Source organism: Thioalkalivibrio sp. ALM2T (assembly GCF_000381505.1).
GTDB lineage: Bacteria > Pseudomonadota > Gammaproteobacteria > Ectothiorhodospirales > Ectothiorhodospiraceae > Thioalkalivibrio > Thioalkalivibrio versutus.
Window position 1 is genome coordinate 178,254 of sequence record NZ_KB906558.1, and the last position, 21,969, is coordinate 200,222.

Annotated in this window: 23 protein-coding genes; 14 read left to right on the forward strand and 9 right to left on the reverse strand. The window is 64.7% G+C overall.

All coding sequences use genetic code 11. The features are described from left to right. Nucleotides 1–453 precede the first annotated feature (453 nt). Together F816_RS0105520 and pyk are read left to right on the forward strand one after the other, a co-directional pair. Entirely contained in the window at nucleotides 454–1,038 is a 585-nt protein-coding gene (locus tag F816_RS0105520; RefSeq protein WP_019593872.1) for an ion transporter, read from the forward strand. Nucleotides 1,039–1,621: 583 nt separating this feature from the next. Then, the gene (pyk, locus tag F816_RS0105525) at nucleotides 1,622–3,085 is read left to right on the forward strand and encodes a pyruvate kinase (RefSeq protein ID WP_019593873.1); all 1,464 of its coding nucleotides are present in this window, start codon (nucleotides 1,622–1,624) and stop codon (nucleotides 3,083–3,085) included. A gap of 87 nt (nucleotides 3,086–3,172) precedes the next feature. Here the strand turns inward: pyk and F816_RS0105530 are convergent, their stop codons facing one another. Together F816_RS0105530 and F816_RS0105535 are read right to left on the reverse strand one after the other, a co-directional pair. Next, nucleotides 3,173–4,102, reverse strand: a complete 930-nt coding sequence (locus tag F816_RS0105530) for a hypothetical protein (RefSeq protein ID WP_019593874.1) — start codon at nucleotides 4,100–4,102, stop codon at nucleotides 3,173–3,175. A 165-nt stretch (nucleotides 4,103–4,267) separates the two neighbouring features. After that, on the reverse strand, nucleotides 4,268–4,687 hold the full coding sequence (locus tag F816_RS0105535) for a rhodanese-like domain-containing protein (RefSeq protein ID WP_018146175.1): 420 nt from the start codon (nucleotides 4,685–4,687) through the stop codon (nucleotides 4,268–4,270). A gap of 236 nt (nucleotides 4,688–4,923) precedes the next feature. Between F816_RS0105535 and F816_RS0105540 the strand changes: the two genes are divergently transcribed. The 5 genes from F816_RS0105540 (at nucleotide 4,924) to F816_RS0105560 (ending at nucleotide 9,387) form a co-directional block, all read left to right on the forward strand. Further along, nucleotides 4,924–5,553 (forward strand): alternative oxidase, encoded by a 630-nt coding sequence (locus tag F816_RS0105540; protein WP_019593875.1) that lies wholly within the window; start codon nucleotides 4,924–4,926, stop codon nucleotides 5,551–5,553. 69 nt (nucleotides 5,554–5,622) lie between these two features. Next, complete coding sequence (locus F816_RS0105545) at nucleotides 5,623–6,255, forward strand: hypothetical protein (protein WP_019593876.1); 633 nt, start codon at nucleotides 5,623–5,625, stop codon at nucleotides 6,253–6,255. 269 nt (nucleotides 6,256–6,524) lie between these two features. Beyond that, nucleotides 6,525–8,159, forward strand: coding sequence for a methyl-accepting chemotaxis protein (locus F816_RS0105550; RefSeq protein WP_019593877.1), 1,635 nt, complete (start codon nucleotides 6,525–6,527; stop codon nucleotides 8,157–8,159). A gap of 347 nt (nucleotides 8,160–8,506) precedes the next feature. Beyond that, on the forward strand, nucleotides 8,507–8,941 hold the full coding sequence (locus F816_RS0105555) for a DsrE family protein (protein WP_019593878.1): 435 nt from the start codon (nucleotides 8,507–8,509) through the stop codon (nucleotides 8,939–8,941). Nucleotides 8,942–9,114: 173 nt separating this feature from the next. Next, a complete protein-coding gene (locus tag F816_RS0105560) occupies nucleotides 9,115–9,387 on the forward strand; it encodes a hypothetical protein (RefSeq protein ID WP_019593879.1) in 273 nt (90 codons plus the stop codon). A 39-nt stretch (nucleotides 9,388–9,426) separates the two neighbouring features. Here F816_RS0105560 and F816_RS0105565 read toward each other — a convergent pair whose 3' ends face one another. Continuing rightward, nucleotides 9,427–10,044: a class I SAM-dependent methyltransferase gene (locus F816_RS0105565; RefSeq protein ID WP_019593880.1), complete on the reverse strand. Its 618-nt coding sequence runs from the start codon at nucleotides 10,042–10,044 to the stop codon at nucleotides 9,427–9,429. A 109-nt stretch (nucleotides 10,045–10,153) separates the two neighbouring features. On the opposite strand from F816_RS0105565, the gene F816_RS0105570 reads away from it, so the two are divergent. Continuing rightward, complete coding sequence (locus tag F816_RS0105570) at nucleotides 10,154–10,456, forward strand: DUF3817 domain-containing protein (RefSeq protein WP_019593881.1); 303 nt, start codon at nucleotides 10,154–10,156, stop codon at nucleotides 10,454–10,456. Nucleotides 10,457–10,657: 201 nt separating this feature from the next. Further along, nucleotides 10,658–11,005, forward strand: coding sequence for an antibiotic biosynthesis monooxygenase (locus F816_RS0105575; protein WP_019593882.1), 348 nt, complete (start codon nucleotides 10,658–10,660; stop codon nucleotides 11,003–11,005). Nucleotides 11,006–11,154: 149 nt separating this feature from the next. On the opposite strand, the gene F816_RS0105580 is transcribed toward F816_RS0105575, so the two are convergent. Next, entirely contained in the window at nucleotides 11,155–12,648 is a 1,494-nt protein-coding gene (locus F816_RS0105580; protein ID WP_019593883.1) for a plastocyanin/azurin family copper-binding protein, read from the reverse strand. A gap of 188 nt (nucleotides 12,649–12,836) precedes the next feature. Here F816_RS0105580 and mscL point away from each other — a divergent pair, with 188 nt between their 5' ends. The 3 genes from mscL (at nucleotide 12,837) to F816_RS0105595 (ending at nucleotide 15,047) form a co-directional block, all read left to right on the forward strand. Next, nucleotides 12,837–13,247 (forward strand): large-conductance mechanosensitive channel protein MscL, encoded by a 411-nt coding sequence (gene mscL / locus F816_RS0105585; RefSeq protein WP_019593884.1) that lies wholly within the window; start codon nucleotides 12,837–12,839, stop codon nucleotides 13,245–13,247. Between the two features lie 67 nt (nucleotides 13,248–13,314). Next, nucleotides 13,315–14,283, forward strand: a complete 969-nt coding sequence (locus F816_RS0105590; RefSeq protein ID WP_019593885.1) for a daunorubicin resistance protein DrrA family ABC transporter ATP-binding protein — start codon at nucleotides 13,315–13,317, stop codon at nucleotides 14,281–14,283. After that, complete coding sequence (locus F816_RS0105595; protein WP_019593886.1) at nucleotides 14,280–15,047, forward strand: ABC transporter permease; 768 nt, start codon at nucleotides 14,280–14,282, stop codon at nucleotides 15,045–15,047. The genes F816_RS0105590 and F816_RS0105595 overlap by 4 nt, the downstream gene beginning before the upstream one ends. A gap of 140 nt (nucleotides 15,048–15,187) precedes the next feature. On the opposite strand, the gene F816_RS0105600 is transcribed toward F816_RS0105595, so the two are convergent. From F816_RS0105600 to F816_RS0105620, 5 genes are all read right to left on the reverse strand, one after another. Then, entirely contained in the window at nucleotides 15,188–16,228 is a 1,041-nt protein-coding gene (locus F816_RS0105600) for a GGDEF domain-containing protein (RefSeq protein ID WP_019593887.1), read from the reverse strand. 378 nt (nucleotides 16,229–16,606) lie between these two features. Further along, entirely contained in the window at nucleotides 16,607–17,107 is a 501-nt protein-coding gene (locus F816_RS0105605) for a DsrE family protein (RefSeq protein ID WP_026333145.1), read from the reverse strand. Nucleotides 17,108–17,177: 70 nt separating this feature from the next. Further along, nucleotides 17,178–17,669 (reverse strand): DsrE family protein, encoded by a 492-nt coding sequence (locus F816_RS0105610; protein WP_019593889.1) that lies wholly within the window; start codon nucleotides 17,667–17,669, stop codon nucleotides 17,178–17,180. 32 nt (nucleotides 17,670–17,701) lie between these two features. After that, the gene (locus F816_RS0105615; RefSeq protein WP_019593890.1) at nucleotides 17,702–18,313 is read right to left on the reverse strand and encodes a TetR/AcrR family transcriptional regulator; all 612 of its coding nucleotides are present in this window, start codon (nucleotides 18,311–18,313) and stop codon (nucleotides 17,702–17,704) included. A 219-nt stretch (nucleotides 18,314–18,532) separates the two neighbouring features. Beyond that, nucleotides 18,533–19,849, reverse strand: a complete 1,317-nt coding sequence (locus F816_RS0105620; RefSeq protein ID WP_019593891.1) for an MBL fold metallo-hydrolase — start codon at nucleotides 19,847–19,849, stop codon at nucleotides 18,533–18,535. Between the two features lie 137 nt (nucleotides 19,850–19,986). On the opposite strand from F816_RS0105620, the gene F816_RS0105625 reads away from it, so the two are divergent. Further along, nucleotides 19,987–20,220: a hypothetical protein gene (locus tag F816_RS0105625; RefSeq protein ID WP_019593892.1), complete on the forward strand. Its 234-nt coding sequence runs from the start codon at nucleotides 19,987–19,989 to the stop codon at nucleotides 20,218–20,220. Nucleotides 20,221–20,333: 113 nt separating this feature from the next. Next, nucleotides 20,334–21,848 (forward strand): GGDEF domain-containing protein, encoded by a 1,515-nt coding sequence (locus tag F816_RS0105630; RefSeq protein WP_019593893.1) that lies wholly within the window; start codon nucleotides 20,334–20,336, stop codon nucleotides 21,846–21,848. Nucleotides 21,849–21,969: the final 121 nt, after the last annotated feature.

Genomic DNA, 21,969 nt, shown 5'->3' on the forward strand with positions numbered 1-21,969 from the left:
TGCCGGGTATTGTAGAGAAACCGAATCAGAAGGGCTCTACGTTTCGGCGCCGATCTCAGTCAAGTGCGTCACGCTATTGGGTGCGCGCATGGCATGGGGTCGACCTTGCCTGTTGCCCCTCCTTCCGATCATGGCGGAGCTAGTGGCACCCCTCAGTCGGAAGCAGAGATCCCCATCTTCTTGCAGCCGGCCTTGACCGACCCCAGCGGTACGGCCTCCTGGCGTCAGCCGCGGCGCTCGCCCTGCTGAAGAAAAGGCAGGATTTTCCGCCGGAAAGAGCCTCAAAACCGTTCTGTTTGGCACCGTACCGACGCCAGCCTGACCTCGGCCTATGGTGCGAACCGTCTGTGTTGATGACGAACGCACCATGCAAAGGAACGAATCCCTGGCGTGACGTTATCCATTGCCATTCGTGCGCTGGAAGGCGCCACTCAGGGTAGCGGGAGAAAGCCGGTGCGACTGAAGCTTGAATCGGCGCTTGAAGAATCGCTCAGCAATTACCTGACCGCTGCTGTCATCATTGCCGCCATACTGACCGCACCGCTGACGATCACTTACTGGTTAGACGTGGAACACCCCCTGATCACGGTCGCCGATTGGCTGATCTGGGGAGTGTTCGTGGTCGAATATGCCTTCTACATGGCCATCTCGCATGACCGCTGGAAGACGACCAAAGAGAACTGGCTGTCGGTCTTGATTATCATCTTCTCGTTTCCACTGCTCCACGAGATACTCAAATCCACTCGCCTGATCCGACTTCTCCGGCCCCTGCCGCTGCTGCGACACACGGCCCTGCTCCGACAGATTGAACTGTTCCGCCTGGCCAGCGTCCGCAATGCCGGAAGCAGTGCCGCGATAACAGAGGCCAAGGAAAAGCTGGGTAAGGAACACTGGGCTGTCCGCTTCATCGTGCGCGTCGAGTACTATCGTTCACGCCTTGTTACGGGTTTGCTGAAACTCCTGCCATTCATAAAGTCCAGCACTATTCGCAAGCGACGTCAGGAAGAGCGCTCAAAGCGCGAAGACATGAACGAATAAACGAAACCGCTCGATGGGTTGTGCTGTTATCTCGCTCAGCCTTCTTGCACCAGGACCAGGAAGAAGAAGAGGACACCCATGTTGTTCCGATGGTCCGAACGTTCGACCCAACAAGCCGTTATCACTGCCCCGGCAGGGCTACGCCACGGTTAAACCGGACGCATCGCACTGAGGGTCGTCTACCGATTCCAGGGGCCGCACGTGGACGCGTCACGGGCACGGCGACAGGTACGGGCGGACGGTCTACCCTCCTAGGGAAACACTGATCAATGTACATGTTCGCGCTCGAGTCGCTTTTGCGTGCGAACAAGGCGCGGTGACTGCCATGCAGTCATTCTGCACAAGAGAGCCGCAACGCCGTGCGCGCGTCCGTTTTTGATCAACAACGGGCGGCCGAGCCGAGGCTTTCAATGGCTTGCGGGGTTGGCACCCCAGGTTCCCCGATACTGCGTTGCGCCGCTTGCGCGGTAGAACCACTACCCGCTGCACGACGCGCCTGGTCTCGGAAAACCTGGGGTACCAACGCGAACGTGTACATTGATCAGTGTTTCCCCAGGACACCCCCCGGATGAATAACCCGCCCATGCCGTTTCCCGCGCAGAAGACGAAGATCGTTGCCACCATTGGGCCCGCGTCCGATTCACCAGAGACGCTACGGCGCATGATGCTGGCCGGGCTCGATGTAGCTCGGCTGAACTTCTCGCACGGCGATGCCGCCTACCATTCCGAGCTGATCGGCCGCATCCGCGACGCCGCGCGCGCGACCGACACCCGCGTCGCCATCCTCGGTGACCTGCCGGGTCCGAAGATGCGTATCGGCGAACTGGCGGAAGAGCCGATCGAACTGCACCCCGACCAAACCATCACCCTGACTACCGAGGACTGTATTGGCGATGCCTCGCGGGTCAGCGTCTCGTTCGCGGGCCTGCCGGAGGCGGTGCAGCCGGGCGATGCCCTGTTCCTGAACGATGGCTTCATCGAGCTGGAGGTGGTGACGGTCGAGCGCAGCGAAGTGATCTGCCGCGTGCATACTGGCGGCGAACTGCGCTCACGCAAGGGCCTGAATCTGCCGGGCATCGATCTCGGTATCCGTGCCTTCACCACGGAAGACCACCAATGGCTGCGGTTTGCAGCGGAACACGGCGTGGATGCGGTCAGCCAGAGCTTCGTGGTCGACGGCGACGACATCCTTGCGGTGCGCAAGGCGGCGGAAGCGCTGGACTACGCCCCCTTCATCATCGCCAAGATCGAGCGCGCCGCCGCGCTGGAACAGCTCGACAGCATCCTCGAGGCCGCTGACGGCATCATGGTGGCGCGCGGGGATCTCGGAGTGGAGATCCCGATCGCGCGCATCGCCCTCGCCCAGCGGCGCATCACCCGACGCGCCAACCGGCACAACCGCCCGGTGATCACCGCCACCCAGATGCTGGAGTCCATGGTCGCCTCGCGCCGCCCTACCCGCGCCGAGGCCACCGACGTCGCCAACGCCATCCTCGGCGGCACCGACTGCGTGATGCTTTCCGCCGAGTCGGCGATGGGGCTTTACCCGGTGGAGGCCGTGGCGATGCTGGTGGCCATCGCCCGCTCCATCGAACCGGAACGCGATGGCGGCATCACCACCGACGGCCCGGACGACCCCGACGAGGCAGGTCTTGACCGCGCCGTCGACCTCATCGCGCGCAGCGTACTCCACACCGCCCAGCGGCGCCTGCCACGAGTCACCCTGGCGCCTACCGCCAGTGGTGCCACTGCCCGGCGCATCGCCCGCCTGCGCCTGCCCTGCTGGATCGCCGCCTTCACCCCGAACCCGGCCACCGCCCAGGGCCTGCAGTTTTCCTACGGTGTCCACCCCGTGGATGTCGCCGAGGACCGCGCCGACTGGAACGACTTCGTCCGCCAGTGGCTCACCGAGCACGGCATCGACGACGGCCTCGCCCTCCTCGTCCAGGGCCCCTCGGGGCCCCATCCGACCGGCAACCACCGCCTGGAACTGCTCGAACTCGACCGCCCCCGCCAGACCTACGCCAACGCACCGAAACACCCCTGACCCACCCCCCCCGTGCGGCTGAAGACGGAAGAACAGGACACCCACCTTCTGGCCGAGCAGCAAGGGCAGAGAGAGTCGGATCACCCGTCAGTCCAGGGGCAGGATGCGCCGGCTCGGCGGTGGGGCATCCTGCAACCTCTGCTGGTTCGCGTACTCGCGTTGCTTCTGCTCGATGTAGGTCTCGCGGTCCAGCTCGCGTAGCTGGCGCGGGTATTCGTCGGTCAGGTCGAACCAGCGTTCCAGGCGGGCCAAAAGGAGCTCCTGAGCCGGCCGGTCGCGGACGTCGAGCCAGGCCTGCAGCGCAAGATAGAAACGCATGGCGGTGCGCTCGATCATGCCTTCCAGGCCGCCGATGTATTGTGGCTCACCGTTTTCGTAACCGACCACGGTGAAACCCACCCGCTCGCGCCCCCCGGTGGCGAGGTAGACGAGCGCGGCCAGCCGGGCAATCACCCCGAAGCGCAACGAATACTCGAGGTTGACGAGGGTCCCCGTGTCGTGCGGCACGACGTGGACGACGATGGAGTAATCCCGGGTTCCGTAGGGCCCACGATCGCCCTCCAGTTCGATCAGCAGCCAGTCCTCACCCATCTGGGCCGACCGCCTGACGAGCTCCACACGCTCTGCATACTCTGCCTGCTCGTACCGCGCACGGCCCACGTACAGGTGCAGCAAGGCGTCCGTCCCCTCGCGGTAGACGCAGCTCTTGATGTTGACGTGCAGGACGGTGATTTCGCACCACGCCGAAAGCGCTTCCAGCTCACTGGCCACCAGCGCAAACGAATACGGCAGCCGGGCGTGCACCGCCCCCTCGACGACGCCGCCCTGCACAGTGGAGGTAACGGCAATCGGCTCCCCCAGCGGTGATTCGGCAATGGCGGCCAGCCAGTCTTCGGCGTCATCCGCATGCGCCAGTAGAGGGCTTCCGACAAGCAGAACCAACCCGACAAGCGCGCCGATGTGCAGTCGGCAGCACCAGGATTGCTGGGCAAACGGAACGGCCGGCAGTCGAAGCATGGCAGCGCCCCTCCGTAGAATCACCCGGCCGGCGCCCATTGACGGTCATGACGGGGTCGGCCCCGGGTCAGGGCCCGAAACGGTGACCATTGAGGCGAAATCGCCCCCGCTCACCTCCTTAGGTAGCCCATATCCGCGATCAACACTGACGAACATGCCCATGGATCATGTGTCCCCCTTGCTGGTCCAGCCACGGAAACCTTCCCGGACGGAAAGGCAGCGTGCATACCCGAGGTCCCGCAGGAGCTCTGCGGCACGCAGGCTGCGGCGGCCGCTGTTGCACAGGCACAGCAGGATCTGGTCCTGGGTGACGTGGTGGCGGTTGATCAGGGAGATGAAGTGCTGGAAATCCCGCTCGTCCGGCTCGTCCGCATCCAGCAGTTCCTGTTCCTCCTCGGACAGCTCGCGACCCAGCAGCTGCTTCAGGCGGAACAGGGGCACAGGCACGGCACCTTCTACCGCGCCTTCCAGCTCCAGTTCGAAGGGCTGACGGATATCCAGCAACACGGCCAGGCCGATATCGACCAGTTCGCGCGCCGCGTTCACGCTGATCTCCAGCTGCGGCTTGCTCGTTTCGTTCGCCATGCGCTCTCCTTTGATGTTCGCCTCTCTCTGAGGCCGCCTTCTTGGCTCCCGGTTCCCGCGATTGCACCGCCCCATCCACAACCTCGACATTGGACATCAGAAACGCAATCCGGGCTCCTGTCATGCATCGGGTTTCACGCTCTGTGAAGCGGCCTCACGACATTTCAGACGGCGGGTTCTATGCTCCATGGATACCTGCCGCCTGAAACGGCGCACTGATCAGCGTTAGGGGCAGCATGCCGAACGACCGCGATATCGACCTGAGCCGCCACCACGAACCCCGTGATTTCTCCGACCGCGTCGCACGGGGCTTTACCTCGCTGATGCGATTCTTCGCCGACACCTTCTTTGCCCGGCGCTACGGACACCGCGCCGTGGTCCTGGAGACGGTTGCGGGCGTCCCCGGCATGGTGGGCGCCACGCTGCAGCACCTGCGCTCGCTGCGGCGCATGGAGGATGACCACGGCTGGATCCGCACGCTGATGGACGAGGCCGAGAACGAGCGCATGCACCTGCTCACCTTCATCGAGATCACCTCGCCCAACTGGCTGGAGCGCTTCCTGATCATCCTGGCACAGGGCTTCTTCTACACGTTGTTCTTTATGATCTACATCATCTCGTCGCGTACGGCGCACCGGATCGTAGGCTACTTCGAAGAGGAAGCGGTCGTCAGCTACACCGAATACCTGGAGGAAGTGGAGTCCGGCGGGCTCGATAACGTCGCCGCGCCGGAACGCGCGATCCAGTACTGGAACCTTGCGGAAGATGCCCGCCTGTCCGACGTGATCCGCGCGGTACGCGCCGACGAGGCAGGCCACCGGGACGTCAACCACGGCTTCGCCGACCTGCTCCGCAAAAAGGACTGACCCGGGCGCTCTCCCGCAACCTGACGGGGCCGGTTTTCAGGCACTATCGTGTGGCCGTATGCGAACGACATGGAGACGGCCGTGAACGACGAGACAACCGGCGGGACCAAGGGCGCACTCCCCCTGCAGCGGCTGGCGGGATGGGGGCTGCGCGGTATGGCGGTCCTGACGGGCCTGGGCGGGCTACTGACATCGGTGACGCTCTGGACGCTGGCACAGGAAACGCCGCAGGTGCCCTGGCCGGTCGCATCCCTGGTGCTGCTGCAGACCCTCTTTGCCGTTGCGGTGCTGGCCTGGGTCGTACTCCTGTGGCGAAGGGCCCGCGCACTGGGCGCGCTGGAGACGCGGGACTATCCCGCCATCACCTGCGTTGTAGTCTGCACACGGCTGGTCGGCGAACTGCTGGCGATTGCCTTCGTGCTGCTCGCACTGGCGTTGTCGGTCATCTCCCTGACGGCGGCCGAGCCCTTTGCGGGCGTTGCGGTGGCCGCGTTGGGACTTGAAGCCGGGCTGGTGGAACCGGCGAGCTGGGGACTGGCCCTGCTGACGGCGATCCTGTGGCCCCTCGCCGGTTTGTTCGCGGGCGGTTTGGTCCTGTTCGCGGCCTACCTGTTCGCCGATGCCATGACGGCCATGCTGGAGTATGTGCGCGACGTGCGGCGCATCCGCGAGACCCTCTCGTCCGGACCGTCCGCGAGATGAGGTAGGGCCTTCGGGACCTTTGCGGGACCTTCGGGGTCAAACCCTGCCTTTTGCTTGGTCAGTCGGCCTCGCAGAAAACGCCGCGGAACCCCCAGCAAGTACGCCGCCAACCGCGCAGGCCCGACACCCATTCGAACCGGCTGGGAGTGGACTGCTGGCGGACGTCGCCACGGGTGATCCATCTCAAGGTTTGGCCGGCCAGGCCGTTTACAGTGGTCATGGCCCGAGGTTGCGGGCTGCTCCCAATACAGGCCTCACAAGGACCGCCCATGATTTTCCGTTCGCTCTCTGTTCGATCCAAGCTGGTCATCACCATCGTGGTGCCCGTGGCCGCGCTCCTGCTGCTGGCGGCCCTGGCCGCACGCGGCACAGCCAACATTGAAGAGGGCGTGCAGAACATCTATCACGACCGCGTCGTACCCCTGCAGCAGCTGAAGACCATCGCCGACAACTATGCGGTGCTGGTCATCGATGCGGTCAACAAGGCGGACGCCGGACGGATGACGGCGGAAGAGGCACTCGCCGACGTCCGTGAGGCACGAGAGGAGATCGCCGCGATCTGGGACGCCTACCTGGCCACCACACTGACGCCCCGTGAGCAGGAACTGGCCGATGGTGCCCGCGGGTTGTTCCGCGCAGCCAACGCCGATCTGGACCGTCTGGAGGGAGCCCTTGGCGGGATGTCCGGCGATGTCCAGGGCGAGCTCGACGCCTTCAACGGTCCGCTGTACGACACCATCGATCCGATCAGCGACCAGATTACCCAGCTGGTCGACCTGCAGATCGATGTTGCCGGGGCCGAGGCCGAGCGGGTATCGGCGTTCTACACCCAGGTTCTGGTGCGCAGCGGCGCGCTGATGCTGGTGGTCTTGATCATCGTCGTGGTCACCGGGGTCTGGACGTATCGCTCGGTGGCACTCCCGATCTCCCGGATGCGCGAGACGCTTACGGAGATTGCCGAGCACCATGACCTCTCGCGCCGGGTGGACGTCCGCTCCGACGACGAGATCGGCGCCACTGCAGGCGCCCTGAACAGCATGCTCGACCAGTTCCAGGACTCAATCCGCGAGTTGCGCACCCTAACGGACCAGATGGCCTCTGCCGCGGAACAGCTGTCCGCCGTCAGTACCCAGACCAACGGGAACATCGACCAACAGCGCTCGCAGACCGAACAGGTCTCGACGGCGATGAACGAGATGGCCGCGACGGTGCAAGAGGTCGCGCGCAACGCCTCCGATGCCGCGTCCTCCAGCCAGGAAGCCGATCAGGAATCCCGCGCGGGTGGCGAAGTGGTGCGCACGGTGGTCAGCGACATCGGACGCCTGTCGGGCGAAGTCGCGACCATCGAGGAATCCGTGCGCAACCTGGACGAGAAGGGGCAGCAGATTGGCTCGGTGCTCGACGTCATTCGCGGTATTGCCGAACAGACCAACCTGCTGGCGCTAAACGCGGCCATCGAGGCCGCCCGCGCTGGCGAACAGGGGCGCGGCTTCGCCGTGGTCGCCGACGAGGTGCGTACCCTCGCCTCGCGCACGCAGGACTCCACGGCGGATATCCAGGCGATGATCGAGGCGCTGCAGGCCGGCACCCGCAACGCCGTGACCGCCATGGGCCGCGGACGCGAAATGGCCGAGGCCACCAGTAACGACGCCGAACGCGCCGGCCAGGCGCTGGAATCCATCGTTCAGGCGGTCGGCCGGATCAGCGACATGACCACGCAGATCGCCAGTGCGGCGGAAGAGCAGAACGCGGTGGCCGAGGAGATCAACCGGAATATCTACGCCATCAATGACATCACCGGCGATACCGCTAACGGGGCCCGCCAGACGGCGACCGCCAGCCAGGAGGTCGCAGACATCGCCTCACGCGTACGCGACCTGGCCTCCGCCTACCGCATTAGCTGACCCTACCCCGACAGGCACCGTGAGGGCTGCTTGGGGTACAGCGGTCCGTCTTGCCAGGCGGACCGCCACCGCCATGCACGAAGGCCCCCGGAGCAGCGAGTCTGTCAGAACGTGCGACGCAATCCAGACTTTGGATGTACACAACGTTGCCTCTTACCGGGATACCGGGAACTCCAGCATCCACACGCGATCCGAGCCATAGGCTGGCCCGTGATGCTTTCACCCGCCGACGGTGGGCAGGTCGCGGATGGCCCGATCAATGCGATCTGGACGCATTCTTTTTGCATTTATTATCAGCATACGCTTATATTCTGACTTTCCACTTTCAGAACCGATCAGGAGACTCCATGCGAGCCATCAAGACTCTAGCCGCTTCCGCCCTTCTCGCTTTCGCCGGTGCCGGCGCGGCTGCGCAGGCGGGTGAGCCCTCCAAGCTGTTCGTCAGCGTCACCTCGGCCGACGATCACACCCAGTTCATGTCCATGGTGCTGGCCAATCAGAGCATGCGTCAGGGTCAGGAGATCCGCGTCCTGCTGTGCGGTCCCGCCGCGACGATGGCGACCGAAGACTACGACGGCGCCACCATGCAGCCCGCCGACCGGAACGCGCAGCAGCTGATGATGAACCTGCTCAACAACGGTGCCACCGTTGAGACCTGCGCCATCTTCCTGCCGAACACGGACTACACCGAGGCCGACCTGCTCGAGGGCATCACCCCGGCCGACCCGGAAGAAGTCGGTGCCTACATGGCCGACCCGAACGTGCGTTTCTTCTCGAACTAAGCGCCAGCTTTCGATGGTAACGGGGCCCTCTTCGGAGGGCCTTATTCGTATGGGCGCCCGAATTCCGCCACAGGCGTTCCCGGTACACTGTTTGGCGACTGACGAACCCCAGGCTCCAAACCCGTTGTACATTGGACCGGGCCATTCCGAACCGAACCCCAAGGAGACCCCTGATGAGGCTTTGGTCGAAGTGGAAGAAAGGCGGGGCGTTGCTGGCCGATGTCCTGCAGCGCCAGGGGATTGACCCGAAGGCGGCCGCGGCACGGGAGAGTTTCAAAAAGATCCTGGACGCTGCAGAGGCCGCCGCGGATAACCGGATCCAGCGCGAACAACCGGCTAACGGGACCCTGTCGAGGGACGAGCGCAACACCCGCTGGGAAGCACTGTTCTTCGAGGAGATCCGTACTCGGGCCAAGTCCCATGCCGCGGAGACCAAGCGCGGCTGATCGACGCGGTAAAGCCCGCTGACCACGGTGCGACGCGGATCAGTGGCCCCGGCGAAACACGCACCAGTTGAACGTCTGCTCGGTCTCGCCCGGGGTCACGTGGACCTCGCGCTGCGACTTCACCAGCGCGAAATCCGGGCCGAACGCGTCCTGCAGGGTCTCTGGAGAATGCCGCTGAACCGGCAGGCCGGAACATGTTTCCGGACCATCCAACGCGAACGTCCCGATCACCACATACCCACCCGGGCGCAGGGCGTTCCGTATTTGACGCACGTACTGGGTGCGTTGATCCGCGTCGGTCAGGAAATGAAACACTGCGCGGTCGTGCCAGACATCGAACGCCGCCCCCTGGAACGCGTATTCCAGTACGTCGGCTACCTGCCATGTAACCGCCGCCGCGCGCCCCCCGATCCGTTCGCGGGCTTTGTTGAGTGCCGCCGCGGACACATCAAGCACCATCAGGTTGCTGGAGCCCTCCGCCAGCAGCTCGTCCACCAGGACGGAGGCACCGCCACCGATATCGACAATCGCGGCATCGGCGTCCGGCGCCACCTCCCGAATCAGTGTGCGCGACGTCCGCGCCTCGGGCTCATACCAGCCGACCCCATCGGTGGCGCGGGTTTGGTAGACCTGTTCCCAGTGCGGCTTCGTGCTCATGCAGTTTCCTGATTGCCCGAGTGAACGCTTCTCGTCGCGGAAGGTTACCAGTCGTCCGGATCGCTTGTGCTACCCTCCGCGGCGTTTCCTCTGCCGCCGGCCCTGCCCTATGAAATTCTTCCGCCTGATCAGCCTTGTCGAGGGCATTTCCCTCATCACCCTGCTCTTTGTCGCCATGCCGCTTCGCACCTACGCAGACATGCCGCTGGCGGTGACCTACGTGGGCTGGGTGCACGGTATCCTGTTCATCGTCTATGGCGCGACGTCGTTGATCGCCAGCCACCTGAGCGGGTGGCCGGTCTGGAAATGGCTGCTGGTCCTGTTCCTTGGGGTGGTGCCCTTCGGCTTTCTCTACGTCGACCACCTGATCCGGCGCGAAACCCCCAACGCAAGCGCGGCCAGGACGGCCTGACGCCGAATCATCACGGGCCACGGCCCAACCGCCTGCAGCCCTCGCTCGTCATCCCGGCCGGATCGCCGCTGCGCGGCGTCCGGGATGACGGCGCCAGGGGTGCCTCGATGAATCGGACTGGCCACTCGTCCCTTGAATGCCTTCCCCAGAACCGACGTTCGCGTGGTCTAATCGGCCCTTCACCCCATACCAAAGCCCGCCATGATCGCCGTAATCTTCGAAGTGGAACCACACGCCGAACGCAAACAGGACTACCTGGATGCGGCAGCGAGTCTGCGCGAACACCTGAAGGACGTCGACGGATTCCTCTCCATCGAGCGTTTCGAGAGCCTGAGCCAACCGGGCAAGGTGCTGTCACTGTCTTTCTGGCGGGATGAAGCCGCCGTTCGGGAATGGCGCAACCTGGAGGAACACCGCCAGGTGCAGGCAGCCGGCCGCGGCGGCATCTTCGCCGACTACCGCCTGCGCGTGGCCGAGGTCGTGCGCGACTACGGCATGCACGACCGCGACCAGGCGCCGGACGACTCCCGCAGCGCCCACGGAGCCTGACCCTCGCCACCAACCCGCCACACGCGGCTCGATCGCGATCGAGCCGACCTGCCGGGTGTTCAGGAAACACTGATGGGCTGGCATTTCGTTGCGGCACACTGCAGCCCCCAGGCTCCGAGAAGGCCAGGATGGCCTGACTCAGCGCTGACCTACCCGGGATCGCGCACGATGATGCGGCCTTCCATGTAAGGGTGCGGGGCACAGATGTAGTCGTACGTGCCCGGCTCGGTCAGCGTGACGCTGTCGCTCTCGGCATGGCCCAGCATCGCCGTGGCGAACGATTGCGGGCCGCGCATGGCGACGGCATTGTGCGCACCCGATGTCTCCCCGAAACCATAGGTAAAGACATCCTCGTTCACCCAGGTGATCTTGGTGCCCGGCGCCACCTCAACCACCTTCGGGTAGAAGGAATTGCCCTTCATCTCGATCACGACCTCGTCCACATCCGCCCCGAACCGGACCGGACGATCAGCCCGGGCGGGTACCGGGTTAGTGTCGGCGTCGGGAATGCCGAACGGCGCGAGGACACGCCGGGCTTCACCGATCCGCTCCGCGCGCTCTGCCGGCTCGTACGATGGGCCTTCGGCCAGGACCTCGGAGGGGGTGTCGGCATCGGCCCGGGCATCCAGCAGCCCGATGGCACCGCGGCTGGTGGCCCCGACGCCATGATCCAGCATCGTGTAGACGCCTTCCTCCGGGGGGATGCGGAACTCGATCACCCAGGAGTCCGAGGGGCCCGCGGTTACCGTCTGCCCGCCGGGCCACTGCGCTTCCGGGTGCCCCTGCCAGTACACGTAGTCCCACAGGATGCCCACGATATGGAAGGTAGACAGGAGGTTGGGGCCGACATTCAGGAAATACATGCGCACGTAGTCGCCCGGACGGACCCGGATGGGATTCTCCACATAGCGGAACAGTTCGCCATTGAAGGCGGTATAGCTGACATCGCCTTCCACCGCCTCCTTGCCACTGGCGTACAGCTCGTGCTGCAGCATGTACAGCTTCAGGTCCGGCCCCTGTCCCAGATCCGCCTCCAGCTGGTAGGACTTATCGCGCGGCTCGACCACGATCATCCCATACTGACCAAACATCACGTGCATCGGGATCGCATGACCACCCGGGGCGCAGTGATACATGAACACGCCCGGCGTGGTTGCCCGGAAGGTGACCGACTTGGTCTGCCCCGGGAGGATGTTTCCCACGTGCTTCGACGTCTGGGTATAGGCGGCATGGATCGACGCCCCATGCATCACATCGCCGCTGTTGGTGATCTCCATGCGCACGATGTCGCCCTCGGTCACCCGCAAGGTTGGTCCGGGCAGTTTCCCGTCGATCAGGAAGCCGTCGTAGACCACGCCCTGCCCGATCGGAACCTGCCCCTCGTCCAGGTCGATCCGGAATACATGATCCGGCTCGGCATCCGGGTGCACATACCCGGTCGGCCGAGTCTCGAGCCCCTCGTCACGCTCGATGATCTCGATAAAGTCGCTGTCACCAAGCAGCGCGCTGAAATCCGGCCCCATCGACGCCTGGGCCACTGAGAGGAAATACCACAACAGAACCACCGCAAGCCCGGCCGCGAAATGGGCACCCAGTGGATTACGTCCGATGACCGAAGGATATGCCGATTCTGGTCGTTTCATGGCCTCCTCCTCTGGAGCCGATCCACAACGCTCCGCTATAACCTTTATAGACCTTGCATCTATTCACGGCGGCGCGACACCGCAGCACTCGGACTGACATATCGCCCGACCTTCCCCGCCGTCCTTCCATAGCAAGCGCCCCGGCTGTGGCCTATAGATCTAGCAACATCATCGACGGGAAAAAGGCCATGGGCATCGTGAACGAGTTCAAGCAGTTTGTGGCGCGCGGCAACGTGGTCGACATGGCCGTGGGGGTCATCATCGGGCTGGCGTTCGGCCAGATCGTGTCCTCACTGGTTTCCGATGTAGTGATGCCACCCATCGGCCTGCTAATCGGCGGGGTCGACTTTGGAGAACTCGCGATCGTGCTGCGCGAGGCAGAGAACGGCGTGGCGGCGGTCACGATCAATTACGGACTGTTCATCAAGCGCGTGGTGGATTTCCTGATTATCGCCGTGGTGGTATTCGCCGCCATCAAGGGGATCGCCCGCCTGCAGCGCAAGGAAGAGGCCAAGCCGGAGGAACCCGCGGCACCCAGCAACGAAGAGAAACTGTTGACGGAGATCCGCGACCTGCTGAAGGCGCGGCAAGGCGACTGAGGAACACGCTGAGGAACCGGTACGGCCAGACGGCGTCTCAGCAAGGGCATCGAACAGGGAGACGAGTTTGGACAACGCCATCGAAGTGGAAGGCCTGGTGCGCGATTTTGGCGGCACGCGGGCCGTGGACGGCGTGGATCTGCGGGTACCGGCCGGCCACGTACTGGGCCTGCTGGGGCCGAACGGCGCCGGCAAGACAACCGTGGTGCGTATGCTCGCCACCCTGCTGACGCCCACCGCCGGGGTCGCCCGTGTAGGCGGCTTCGATGTGGCTCGCGACGGTGCTCGGGTGCGCGAGATCATCGGCCTGACCGGCCAGTACGCCTCGGTGGACGAGAAGCTGACCGGGCGGGAGAACCTGATCCTGATCGGCCGCCTGCTGGGCCTGAAACGCCGTGACGCCAGGGCCCGCGCCGATGAATTGTTGCAGGATTTCGACCTGCGCGAGGCTGGTCAGCGCCCGGCCCAGACCTACTCCGGCGGGATGCGGCGCCGGCTGGATCTGGCCGCCAGTCTGGTCGGGCGCCCGCGCATCCTGTTCCTCGACGAGCCCTCCACTGGCCTCGACCCGCGGGCCCGCCGCGACCTGTGGGAGCGTGTCCGCCAACTGCAGACCGACGGCACAACCGTGCTGCTGACCACCCAGTACCTGGAGGAAGCCGACGCCCTGGCAGATGCCATCGTGGTACTGGACCACGGACGCGTGATCGCCGAAGGCACCGCCGCACAACTGAAGGCCCGGGTCGGTGGACGCTCGCTGTTCCTGATGGTGGCCCGCGCGGAACAGGCCGCGGCAGCTGGCGAGCGGGTCGCCACGATGGTGGGCACCCCGCCCCGTGTGGAGGGCGAAACGATCAGCGTACCGGTGTCGGACCCGGCCCTGCTGCCCGCGTTGCTGCGAGAGCTGGACGCCGCCGGCATCGAGGTCGCGGAGCTGGGGCTGCGCGGCGCCAGTCTGGATGATGTGTTCCTGTCCCTGACCGGGCGCAGCGGGGCCAGCCGCGAAGACTCGGGCAACGCGGAGGCCACGCCATGAAGGCCCTCGATCAGACCCTGACGCTGGCCTGGCGCAGTCTGGTGCAAGTGCGGCGCAACCCCTGGGAGCTGGGCGACTACAGCATCCAGCCGATCCTGTTTCTGGTGCTGTTCCTGTTCGTATTCGGCGGGGCCATTGCCGGCTCGCCAGAGAACTACCTGGCGTTCGTGCTGCCGGGCGTGATCGTGATGAACATGCTGTTCGTCACCGTGTACGTGGGCCACGGCCTGAACACCGACCTGACCCGCGGCGTGTTCGACCGCTTTCGCGCCCTGCCCATCCCGCGCTGGGCGCCGCTGGCCGGGCGCATCCTGGCGGACGTGGTCAAGCAGCTGCTGTGTATTGCCCTGTTGCTGGTCGTCGGATTTCTGCTGGGCTTTCGCCTGGAGACTTCGTGGGCGCATCTACTGGCGATGGTGGCGCTGGTGCTGACCTTTGCCGTGGCCTTTTCCTGGGTGATGGTGCTGGTCGGCGTCATCGCACGCGACCCCGAGCACGTGCAGCTGTTCGGCTTTACCGCGCTGTTCCCGGTCACCTTCGTCAGCTCGGCCTTCGTGCCGGTGGATACGATGCCCGTGTGGCTGCAGGGCTTCGTGCAGGCCAACCCGGTGTCGCTGCTGGCAGATGCCGCCCGCGGCCTGATGAACGCCGAGGGTCCGGCCCTTGAACCGGCCTTGTGGTCGCTCGCCTGGGCGCTGGCGATCGCGCTGATCTTCGCACCGCTGTCGGTCTACGCGCTCAACCGCCGCCTCGCCCGCGGCTAGGGAAACCTAGGGCACCGGTACGCAGGAGACCATTGAATCGTACTTACCGGGGTCTCGCGGCTCGGGGGTACCGCCAGCGGCCGTTCCATCCGACCAAGCCGCCCGAGCCCCTTGTTGCAGGGCCGCACCGAGCGGCGTGGTCAGAACAGTTCGATCTCGCCCACGTCAATTCTGGAGGGCTGAATCATGCCTTCGGCGACCAGGCGGTCGTACATACAGACCCGGTTCTTGCCATTTTCCTTGGCGTAGTACAAGGCCTGATCGGCCTCGTCCAGTACGGCGCTGGCCGTCTTATACGGGCGCAACTGGGTCACGCCGATGCTCGTTGTGACCCGGCCGACTCGCGGCACTACATAATCGGCAACCGCGTGCTGCAGCCGTTCGAAGGTGGCGGCTGCCCGGTCGGCACCGGCAACCTCGGCCAGCACCACGAACTCCTCCCCACCAAAGCGGTAGATCAGGTCGTTTTCACGAAAACTCTTCTGCAGCAGCCGCGCGAGCAGAATTAGCACCTCGTCGCCATACACGTGACCGAAACCGTCGTTGACCTTCTTGAAGTCGTCGACGTCGATCACACCCAGCCAGATCTGCGTTTCTTCCGGATCAGGCTCCCGGCGACGATCCTCCGGCAGCCCCGGCCGGTGGACACTACGACCCAGGGTCGCGAGATCGCGGAAATTGTCGTCGAAGGTCTTGCGGTTGAGCAGGCCGGTGAGCTCATCGGTCTGGGCGTCATCAATCAGCTTGACGAAGTTGCGATACACCGAAAGGAAACTCTTGACCAGGCGGGCATCCAGGGCCTCGTCAGCATCGTCGCCATCGAATGAAAACACCAGGCAGATACTGAACTCGTTGAGCCCGGACATCGGAAAGACCGAGACCCGACGACCGGAAACATCGGCCTCGGCAACCGGCTGACCGGTTGCCAACGCCTGCTCCAGCAACCCGTCAGGGACCGGCTGGTCCTTGGGGTCGAACGGCACCGTCATCACGGCATCGTGCTTGCGATCAAAGGTGTGCAGGCTCCGCGGCTGGCCTTCGACATCAAGCTGAATCGCCCAAATGCAGGCATTTTCGTAGATGTCGTCCAGCGTCTTGAGCAGGCTGTATTCCAGACGCTGGGCATTGCGTATACCCGTCAGGTGGGCCAGTCCGTCAAGCAGATCACGGCTGCTGGGCATTGCGTTGATCCCATGGATTCGGTGAGGGCCGCGGGCGCCCCGGTTGGATCGTCCGGGGCGCCCACGGTGCGAAATCACTTCGCGCCAATGCCATTTGGCAGCACGCGAGGCTGGGACACCGCCCCGCCCACAAGGTTTCCCGCCGGAGCAATTCCCGAATCTCGCCCACATGGTATCGAAAAGCACGGGGCCGGGTGGAGGGCGTCACTCGAGACCGATAGAGGAGGGATCGATGATCAGGGAGACCGGGTCGCGGATGCCCCGTGCGCCCGCCGCCCCCCGGACAGGTTCGCAGCGGTTTTCCACCGTGCTGCCGGCAAAAAAGTCGTCGCCTCCCTGCGACGACAAGCACGGGCCCGTGTGAGGGCCAACGGGAACTCAGTAGACAGGGACCAGTGCGTAGCCCTGGTTCTGGTACCCCATGACGGCGATGAAGCCACTGCGGACCGGCTGGATCGGCTCGAGCACCTTGTCGTTATCCACCCCGTAGGCGCGGGTCGCAGCGCCGCAGACCTCCATCTTCACCCCCAGCTCGTCGAGGCGGTCGATGGCCTTCGCGATCTCTTCCAGGGTGTCGCCGTGGTCGATGGCGATCTCCGGCTCGGGATCCGTGGTGATGAACTTGACGGCCTCGGCGATGAAGACCATGCGCAGATCGGGCTCCACGCCCTCCTTGATCAGGTTCTCGTGGTTGGTGGCGATGCCACGCAAGTAGGCGAGCATCACGTTCGGGTCGGACTTGCGCATGTCGTAGACCGCCCGCATGGTCTCGATGCCCTGGGTCGCCTCGCGGTTGTCCAGGCCCTCGGCGGTGGCCGTCGAGCCCAGCCCGAGCGACAGCAGCAGGGCCACCAGCAGGATCACTATTCGGTTTCGCATGGATACTCCTCCTTTCGTGGTTTAGGTCCGGGTCTCTCGTGCCCGGACTCGGTGCCTGAATCAATCGGACTCAGTAGATCGGGATGACCGCGTAACCCTGGGCCTGATAGCCGGTCAGGGAAACGAAGGTGTTGCGTACCGGTTCGATGCCGGGCAGCAGCTCCCCGGCGTCCACGCCGAACAGGCGGGTGGCCACGGAGCAGGATTCCATGTGCACACCCTTCTCGCGCAAGGCCGCAATGTGCTCCTCGATCGCGTCCAGGTGGTCGAACTCGGTCAGTTCGAAGCGCTCGCGATCCTCGCTGATCATGGTCACGGCCTGGCCGCGAAAGGCAAGGATCATGTCCGGTTCCACACCCTGGTCGGTCAGGTCTTCATGCGTCTCGCGAATCACCATCAGGTACAGCGCCAGCATCTCCGGGTCATTGTTGTTCAAGTCGAACACCACACGGCCCTGGTCGACGCCCTCCAGGGCCCGGGCATCGGTGGGGGCATCGGCCTGGACGCTCAAGGCGGACAGGGACAAGGCAAACAGCAGGAACAGGGAAGCAACAATCTTCATCAGGGGGCTCTCCTTCGTGGTTGAAGCGGGGGTCACGGTCGATCCGCCGGGGTCATGGCGATGGCTCGCCAGGCGGCCTCCTGCGTCTCGGCCAGGTAGTGCGCCAGCGGGCGCTCCAGGACGCCGTCGAGGTACAGGTGCAGCAGGCGGATCGCGCCGCCGAACGCGGCGGTGGCCGCTACCGGAACCTCCATCGGTCGTACCTCGCCACGCTCGATGCCCTGCTCGATGCACTCGCGCATGCGCTGGAACGGCTGCGAGGAACACACCGGTGGCTCGTCCGGAAGAAACTCGCGGTGGCGCGCCTCCAGCACGAAACGCAGGGTCTGCGGGGCCTCGGTCGCGGCCTCGAACAGGAACGCGATGATCCCGTCGCAGCGCGCGCGGCACCCGCTCTCGCGTCCCATCACCTCGGCCAGGCCGGCATCCATGCGCTGCAGCAGGTCGTCGTACAGCGCCTTGGCCAGCGCCTCCTTGTTGCCGAAGTGGTGATAGATCGACCCAATGGAGACCTCGGCCTGGCGCCGGATATCGTGGATAGAGGTATTGAAATAACCATCGCGGCTGAACCGCTCCAGGGCGGTATCCAGCACCAGCTTGCGTAGTGCGGCGCCGCGCACTGATTGCTTCGGATTTTCCGTCATCACCAAAACCGAACCGAACGTTCGTTCTAATCTAGCGGGAATGAACCGTGAATGCCACACGCGGACCGAACCCGGCCGAAGAATGCCTTGCACAACGCTCGATGACCGGGTCTGAACGATCCATTCGGGGCAGTACCACCGGACACGAGGTGCGGTGGTTTCGGATGGGGGTTGCTTCGCTGCGCTCGCAATGACGGCGGGCGCGCTCGGCATCGGGGTTCAGAAGTCCTCGAACTCCATGGTGCGGAACACTCGGCCGGCGTTCTGACGGTGCAGCTCACCGTAGGTGTCCAGGTGGCGGTAGGCGGACTGATCGATATTGTAGGCATCGTTCAGCGTGCCGCCCTCGTCGAGGATGCGCTGGACCTCCTCGCGCAGATGCACGAGGTAGTCGTGGGTGTAGCGGCGCAGCACGTCGAAGTCATTCACCGGCTCGCCGTGGCCCGGGATGATGTAGTCGGCATCCAGGGCCTCCAGTTCGTGCCAGGTCTCGATCCAGCCGGCGGTATCGGTGTAATCGAAGATCGGCAGCATGCGCTGATGGAAGGCCAGATCGCCGGTAATCAGCGCCTTGCGCTCGGGCGCCCAGATGGCGATATCGCCCGGGGCATGGCCCGGTCCGAGGTAGCGGATCTGGATGGTCTCGCCGCCCATGTCCAGGTCGAGACGCGTGGCGAAGGTCACATCCGGCGTACCCAGCTCGGTCATGAACGCCTTGTCACGGGTGCGGTTGGGCGCACCCTCCAGGCTGGCCTGGCCATTGGCCTCGATCTCGCGCCAGGCATCCTTGTGCGCGATCACCGTGGCGCCCTGCTCCTGCCAGTAGGTCATGCCGAGCATGGCATGGCCCTGGGCGTTCTCCAGCACCACGTATTTTACCGGCTGGTCGGTGATCTTCTTGATCTCCTCGTGCAGCGACTTAGCCAGCAGGTAATTGTCGCCGGCGTTCATTACCACCACGCCGTCCTCGGTGATGATGAACGACAGGTTGTTGTTGTGGCCGGAATTCTCGTAGGTGGAGGGCTGGGTCGCACCGATCGCGGACCACACGCCGTCGGTCACCTCCTGCGGCAGGTCATAGAGGAACGAGTCGCGCGCCTTGTCCAGCACGTACAGCGGCAGGCCGGCGTCCTGCCACTCGAAGAAGCCGCCGGGGTAGTTCTGCACGTTGGTGTAGCCCATCTGCTGCAAGGTCTGCGCGGCGGCCACGCTGCGCAGGTTCTGGCCGCAATAGACGACGATCGGGGTGTCCTTGTCCGGGATCTCGCCGGGCACCTCGAACTCGATCCAGCCACGCGGGATATTGAGCGTCTCGCTGGACCGGATCTGCCCGCCGGTGTGCTCGATCTCGGTGCGGGTGCGCACGTCGATCACCACATGATCCGGCTCACTCGCGATCCACTCCTGCAGGCCCTCCTTGTCGATGTTGATGATCTCGGCGTTGGCGGCCTCCAGCAGCGTGTCGCCCGTCAGATCTTCGGCCTGCGCGGTACTACCTACCGCGGCAAGGGCCAGTCCCAGCCAGATCGCTCGCATCGTGATTCTCCTTTTTGCGTCCATCCCTCCACCATAGCCCCCTGTTCCGCCGCCGGCCAGGCCTCCGCTTGAGCCACTCCCTACAGGGTCTATATTCAGGGTAAAGGCACACGGCCCAGCAGCCGAAGGAACCCCCAATGAGCAATCACATGGCGGATGTCACCATCCACATCGACGAAAACACCGACCACGCGGCCCGCGAGCGCATCCAGGACGCCTTGCGCGAACTGCCTGGCGTGATGGCCGCCTCCAGCCACGATGAACGGCCCCACCTGATGGTCGTGGAGTACGACCCGGAACGGATCAACAGCCGCAAGCTTCTGGACACGGTAACCGCCACCGGCGTCCACGCCGAACTGATCGGCCTGTAACCTGACCCCACACGGGCGTCACCGGCTATTTGTAGCCCGTGGCGTCCGCCTGAGCGGCTCAAGAGGCATGCCGAAACGGGACAACCCGCAATCGGTCTGTCACCATATTGTCCATGGGGAAACGGGCCGGCATCCAGCGCGACGACACGCCCTCCGCAGGCGCGGAATACCGCCGCGGGGACCGTTTTGTGCGCCCGAATGCCTGGCAGCTGTTGCTGGGCATTGGCCTCCTGCTGACCGCAACCTATGTGGCCCTGCCCTATGGCCTGCTGGCCAGCAGTCTCTACGTGCTGGGCACCGCAAGCGCTGCGGTCGTTGTCGGCATCGCCGTACTGCGCCGGCCGAGGCCATTCGGCGCGACCGCCTGGGGTCTGATCGCCAGCGCACTGACGCTGGCGGCCATCGGCCACGGCATCTGGTACTGGCTCGATCTGCACGGCCTGGAACCCTTCCCCTCGGCCGCGGATATCTTCTACCTGTCGGTATACCCGCTGTTTGCCATGGCGCTGTGGCAACTGGGAAGCCAGACCGCACGCGACGATGGCGCGCTTGTGGATGCCCTGATCGTAGGGATCTCGGCCGCCGTGCTCGGGTGGGCCCTGCTGATCGCACCCTACACCTACGACCCCGACCTGACCTGGCTGCAACTGCTGGTATCCACGGGCTATCCGGTCGCGGACCTGATCCTGCTGCCGCTGGTCCTGCGCCTGGTGTTCCTGCACCGAACCGGCATCACGGCCCACAGCTTCCTGCTCCTGGGGATGCTGGCCTACCTGGCTGCCGACCTGCTCTACGCCCATGGCAACTCCACCGGCTGGTACACCGCGGGCGGGCTGACCGATGCCTTCTGGCTGATCGCTTATTCCCTGATCGTGGCAGCCGCCTGGCACCCATCCGCAAGGGCGGAGCCGCGCGCACACACCTCGCACGCCGAGCTCTCCGGCCGGCGTCTGCTCGTGCTGGGCGCCGCGTCCGTCCTGGTGCCGATGGTGATCCTGTTTACCGCTGGCAGCGAGATGGAGATCATTCGCGTTGCGGCGATCGCCTCCATCCTGCTGTTCCTGCTGGTGTTGTACCGCATGGCTGGATTGCTGCGCGAGACTCAGCACCAGGCCAAGCGCCTGGAGAACCTCTCGCGTACCGATCCGCTGACCGGGGCCGGCAATCGGCGCCACCTGGAAGAACAGTTAACCCGCGAGATCGCCCGCGCCGAACGCACCCAGGGCCCGCTCAACCTCGCATTCCTGGATATTGACCACTTCAAGCGCTTCAACGATTCCCACGGCCATGCGGCCGGCGATGCCCTGCTGCAGGAAATGGTGGATGCCTGGCGCCCCATCCTGCGGCCCACGGACCTGCTGGCACGTTTTGGCGGCGAGGAATTCGTGGTGGTATTCCCGCACATTGATGCGCAGCAGGCCCGCCGCGTGCTGGAACGTCTGCGCGCCGCGATGCCCAACGGCCAGACCTGCTCGGCCGGGATCGCCAGCTTCCACCCCGGCGACACCATGGACTCGCTGCTGGGACGCGCCGACCAGGCCCTGTACGCCGCGAAGGACGGCGGACGTGACCGCATCATGATCGCCCCCGCCGAACCCATACCCGTTGCAGGCATGCCCGCGTTGTAGGGGCCGGGTTGTAGGGGCCGGAATCCCCGACTGCGAACACAATCCTGACACCCCTCAGGAGATCCGTGGAGCAATATCAAGCTCTCGCGCGTCTATTCCCGAGCTCCTTCACCAAGGTTTC

What these genes read in the sequence shown, in the direction of transcription:
- pyk (WP_019593873.1), top strand. Translation starts at nt 1,622, where the DNA reads ATGCCGTTTCCCGCGCAGAAGACGAAGATCGTTGCCACCATTGGGCCC.
- F816_RS0105530 (WP_019593874.1), bottom strand. Translation starts at nt 4,102, where the DNA reads ATGCTTCGACTGCCGGCCGTTCCGTTTGCCCAGCAATCCTGGTGCTGC.
- F816_RS0105535 (WP_018146175.1), bottom strand. Translation starts at nt 4,687, where the DNA reads ATGGCGAACGAAACGAGCAAGCCGCAGCTGGAGATCAGCGTGAACGCG.
- F816_RS0105540 (WP_019593875.1), top strand. Translation starts at nt 4,924, where the DNA reads ATGCCGAACGACCGCGATATCGACCTGAGCCGCCACCACGAACCCCGT.
- F816_RS0105545 (WP_019593876.1), top strand. Translation starts at nt 5,623, where the DNA reads ATGGAGACGGCCGTGAACGACGAGACAACCGGCGGGACCAAGGGCGCA.
- F816_RS0105550 (WP_019593877.1), top strand. Translation starts at nt 6,525, where the DNA reads ATGATTTTCCGTTCGCTCTCTGTTCGATCCAAGCTGGTCATCACCATC.
- F816_RS0105555 (WP_019593878.1), top strand. Translation starts at nt 8,507, where the DNA reads ATGCGAGCCATCAAGACTCTAGCCGCTTCCGCCCTTCTCGCTTTCGCC.
- F816_RS0105560 (WP_019593879.1), top strand. Translation starts at nt 9,115, where the DNA reads ATGAGGCTTTGGTCGAAGTGGAAGAAAGGCGGGGCGTTGCTGGCCGAT.
- F816_RS0105565 (WP_019593880.1), bottom strand. Translation starts at nt 10,044, where the DNA reads ATGAGCACGAAGCCGCACTGGGAACAGGTCTACCAAACCCGCGCCACC.
- F816_RS0105570 (WP_019593881.1), top strand. Translation starts at nt 10,154, where the DNA reads ATGAAATTCTTCCGCCTGATCAGCCTTGTCGAGGGCATTTCCCTCATC.
- F816_RS0105575 (WP_019593882.1), top strand. Translation starts at nt 10,658, where the DNA reads ATGATCGCCGTAATCTTCGAAGTGGAACCACACGCCGAACGCAAACAG.
- F816_RS0105580 (WP_019593883.1), bottom strand. Translation starts at nt 12,648, where the DNA reads ATGAAACGACCAGAATCGGCATATCCTTCGGTCATCGGACGTAATCCA.
- mscL (WP_019593884.1), top strand. Translation starts at nt 12,837, where the DNA reads ATGGGCATCGTGAACGAGTTCAAGCAGTTTGTGGCGCGCGGCAACGTG.
- F816_RS0105595 (WP_019593886.1), top strand. Translation starts at nt 14,280, where the DNA reads ATGAAGGCCCTCGATCAGACCCTGACGCTGGCCTGGCGCAGTCTGGTG.
- F816_RS0105600 (WP_019593887.1), bottom strand. Translation starts at nt 16,228, where the DNA reads ATGCCCAGCAGCCGTGATCTGCTTGACGGACTGGCCCACCTGACGGGT.
- F816_RS0105605 (WP_026333145.1), bottom strand. Translation starts at nt 17,107, where the DNA reads ATGCGAAACCGAATAGTGATCCTGCTGGTGGCCCTGCTGCTGTCGCTC.
- F816_RS0105610 (WP_019593889.1), bottom strand. Translation starts at nt 17,669, where the DNA reads ATGAAGATTGTTGCTTCCCTGTTCCTGCTGTTTGCCTTGTCCCTGTCC.
- F816_RS0105615 (WP_019593890.1), bottom strand. Translation starts at nt 18,313, where the DNA reads ATGACGGAAAATCCGAAGCAATCAGTGCGCGGCGCCGCACTACGCAAG.
- F816_RS0105620 (WP_019593891.1), bottom strand. Translation starts at nt 19,849, where the DNA reads ATGCGAGCGATCTGGCTGGGACTGGCCCTTGCCGCGGTAGGTAGTACC.
- F816_RS0105625 (WP_019593892.1), top strand. Translation starts at nt 19,987, where the DNA reads ATGAGCAATCACATGGCGGATGTCACCATCCACATCGACGAAAACACC.
- F816_RS0105630 (WP_019593893.1), top strand. Translation starts at nt 20,334, where the DNA reads ATGGGGAAACGGGCCGGCATCCAGCGCGACGACACGCCCTCCGCAGGC.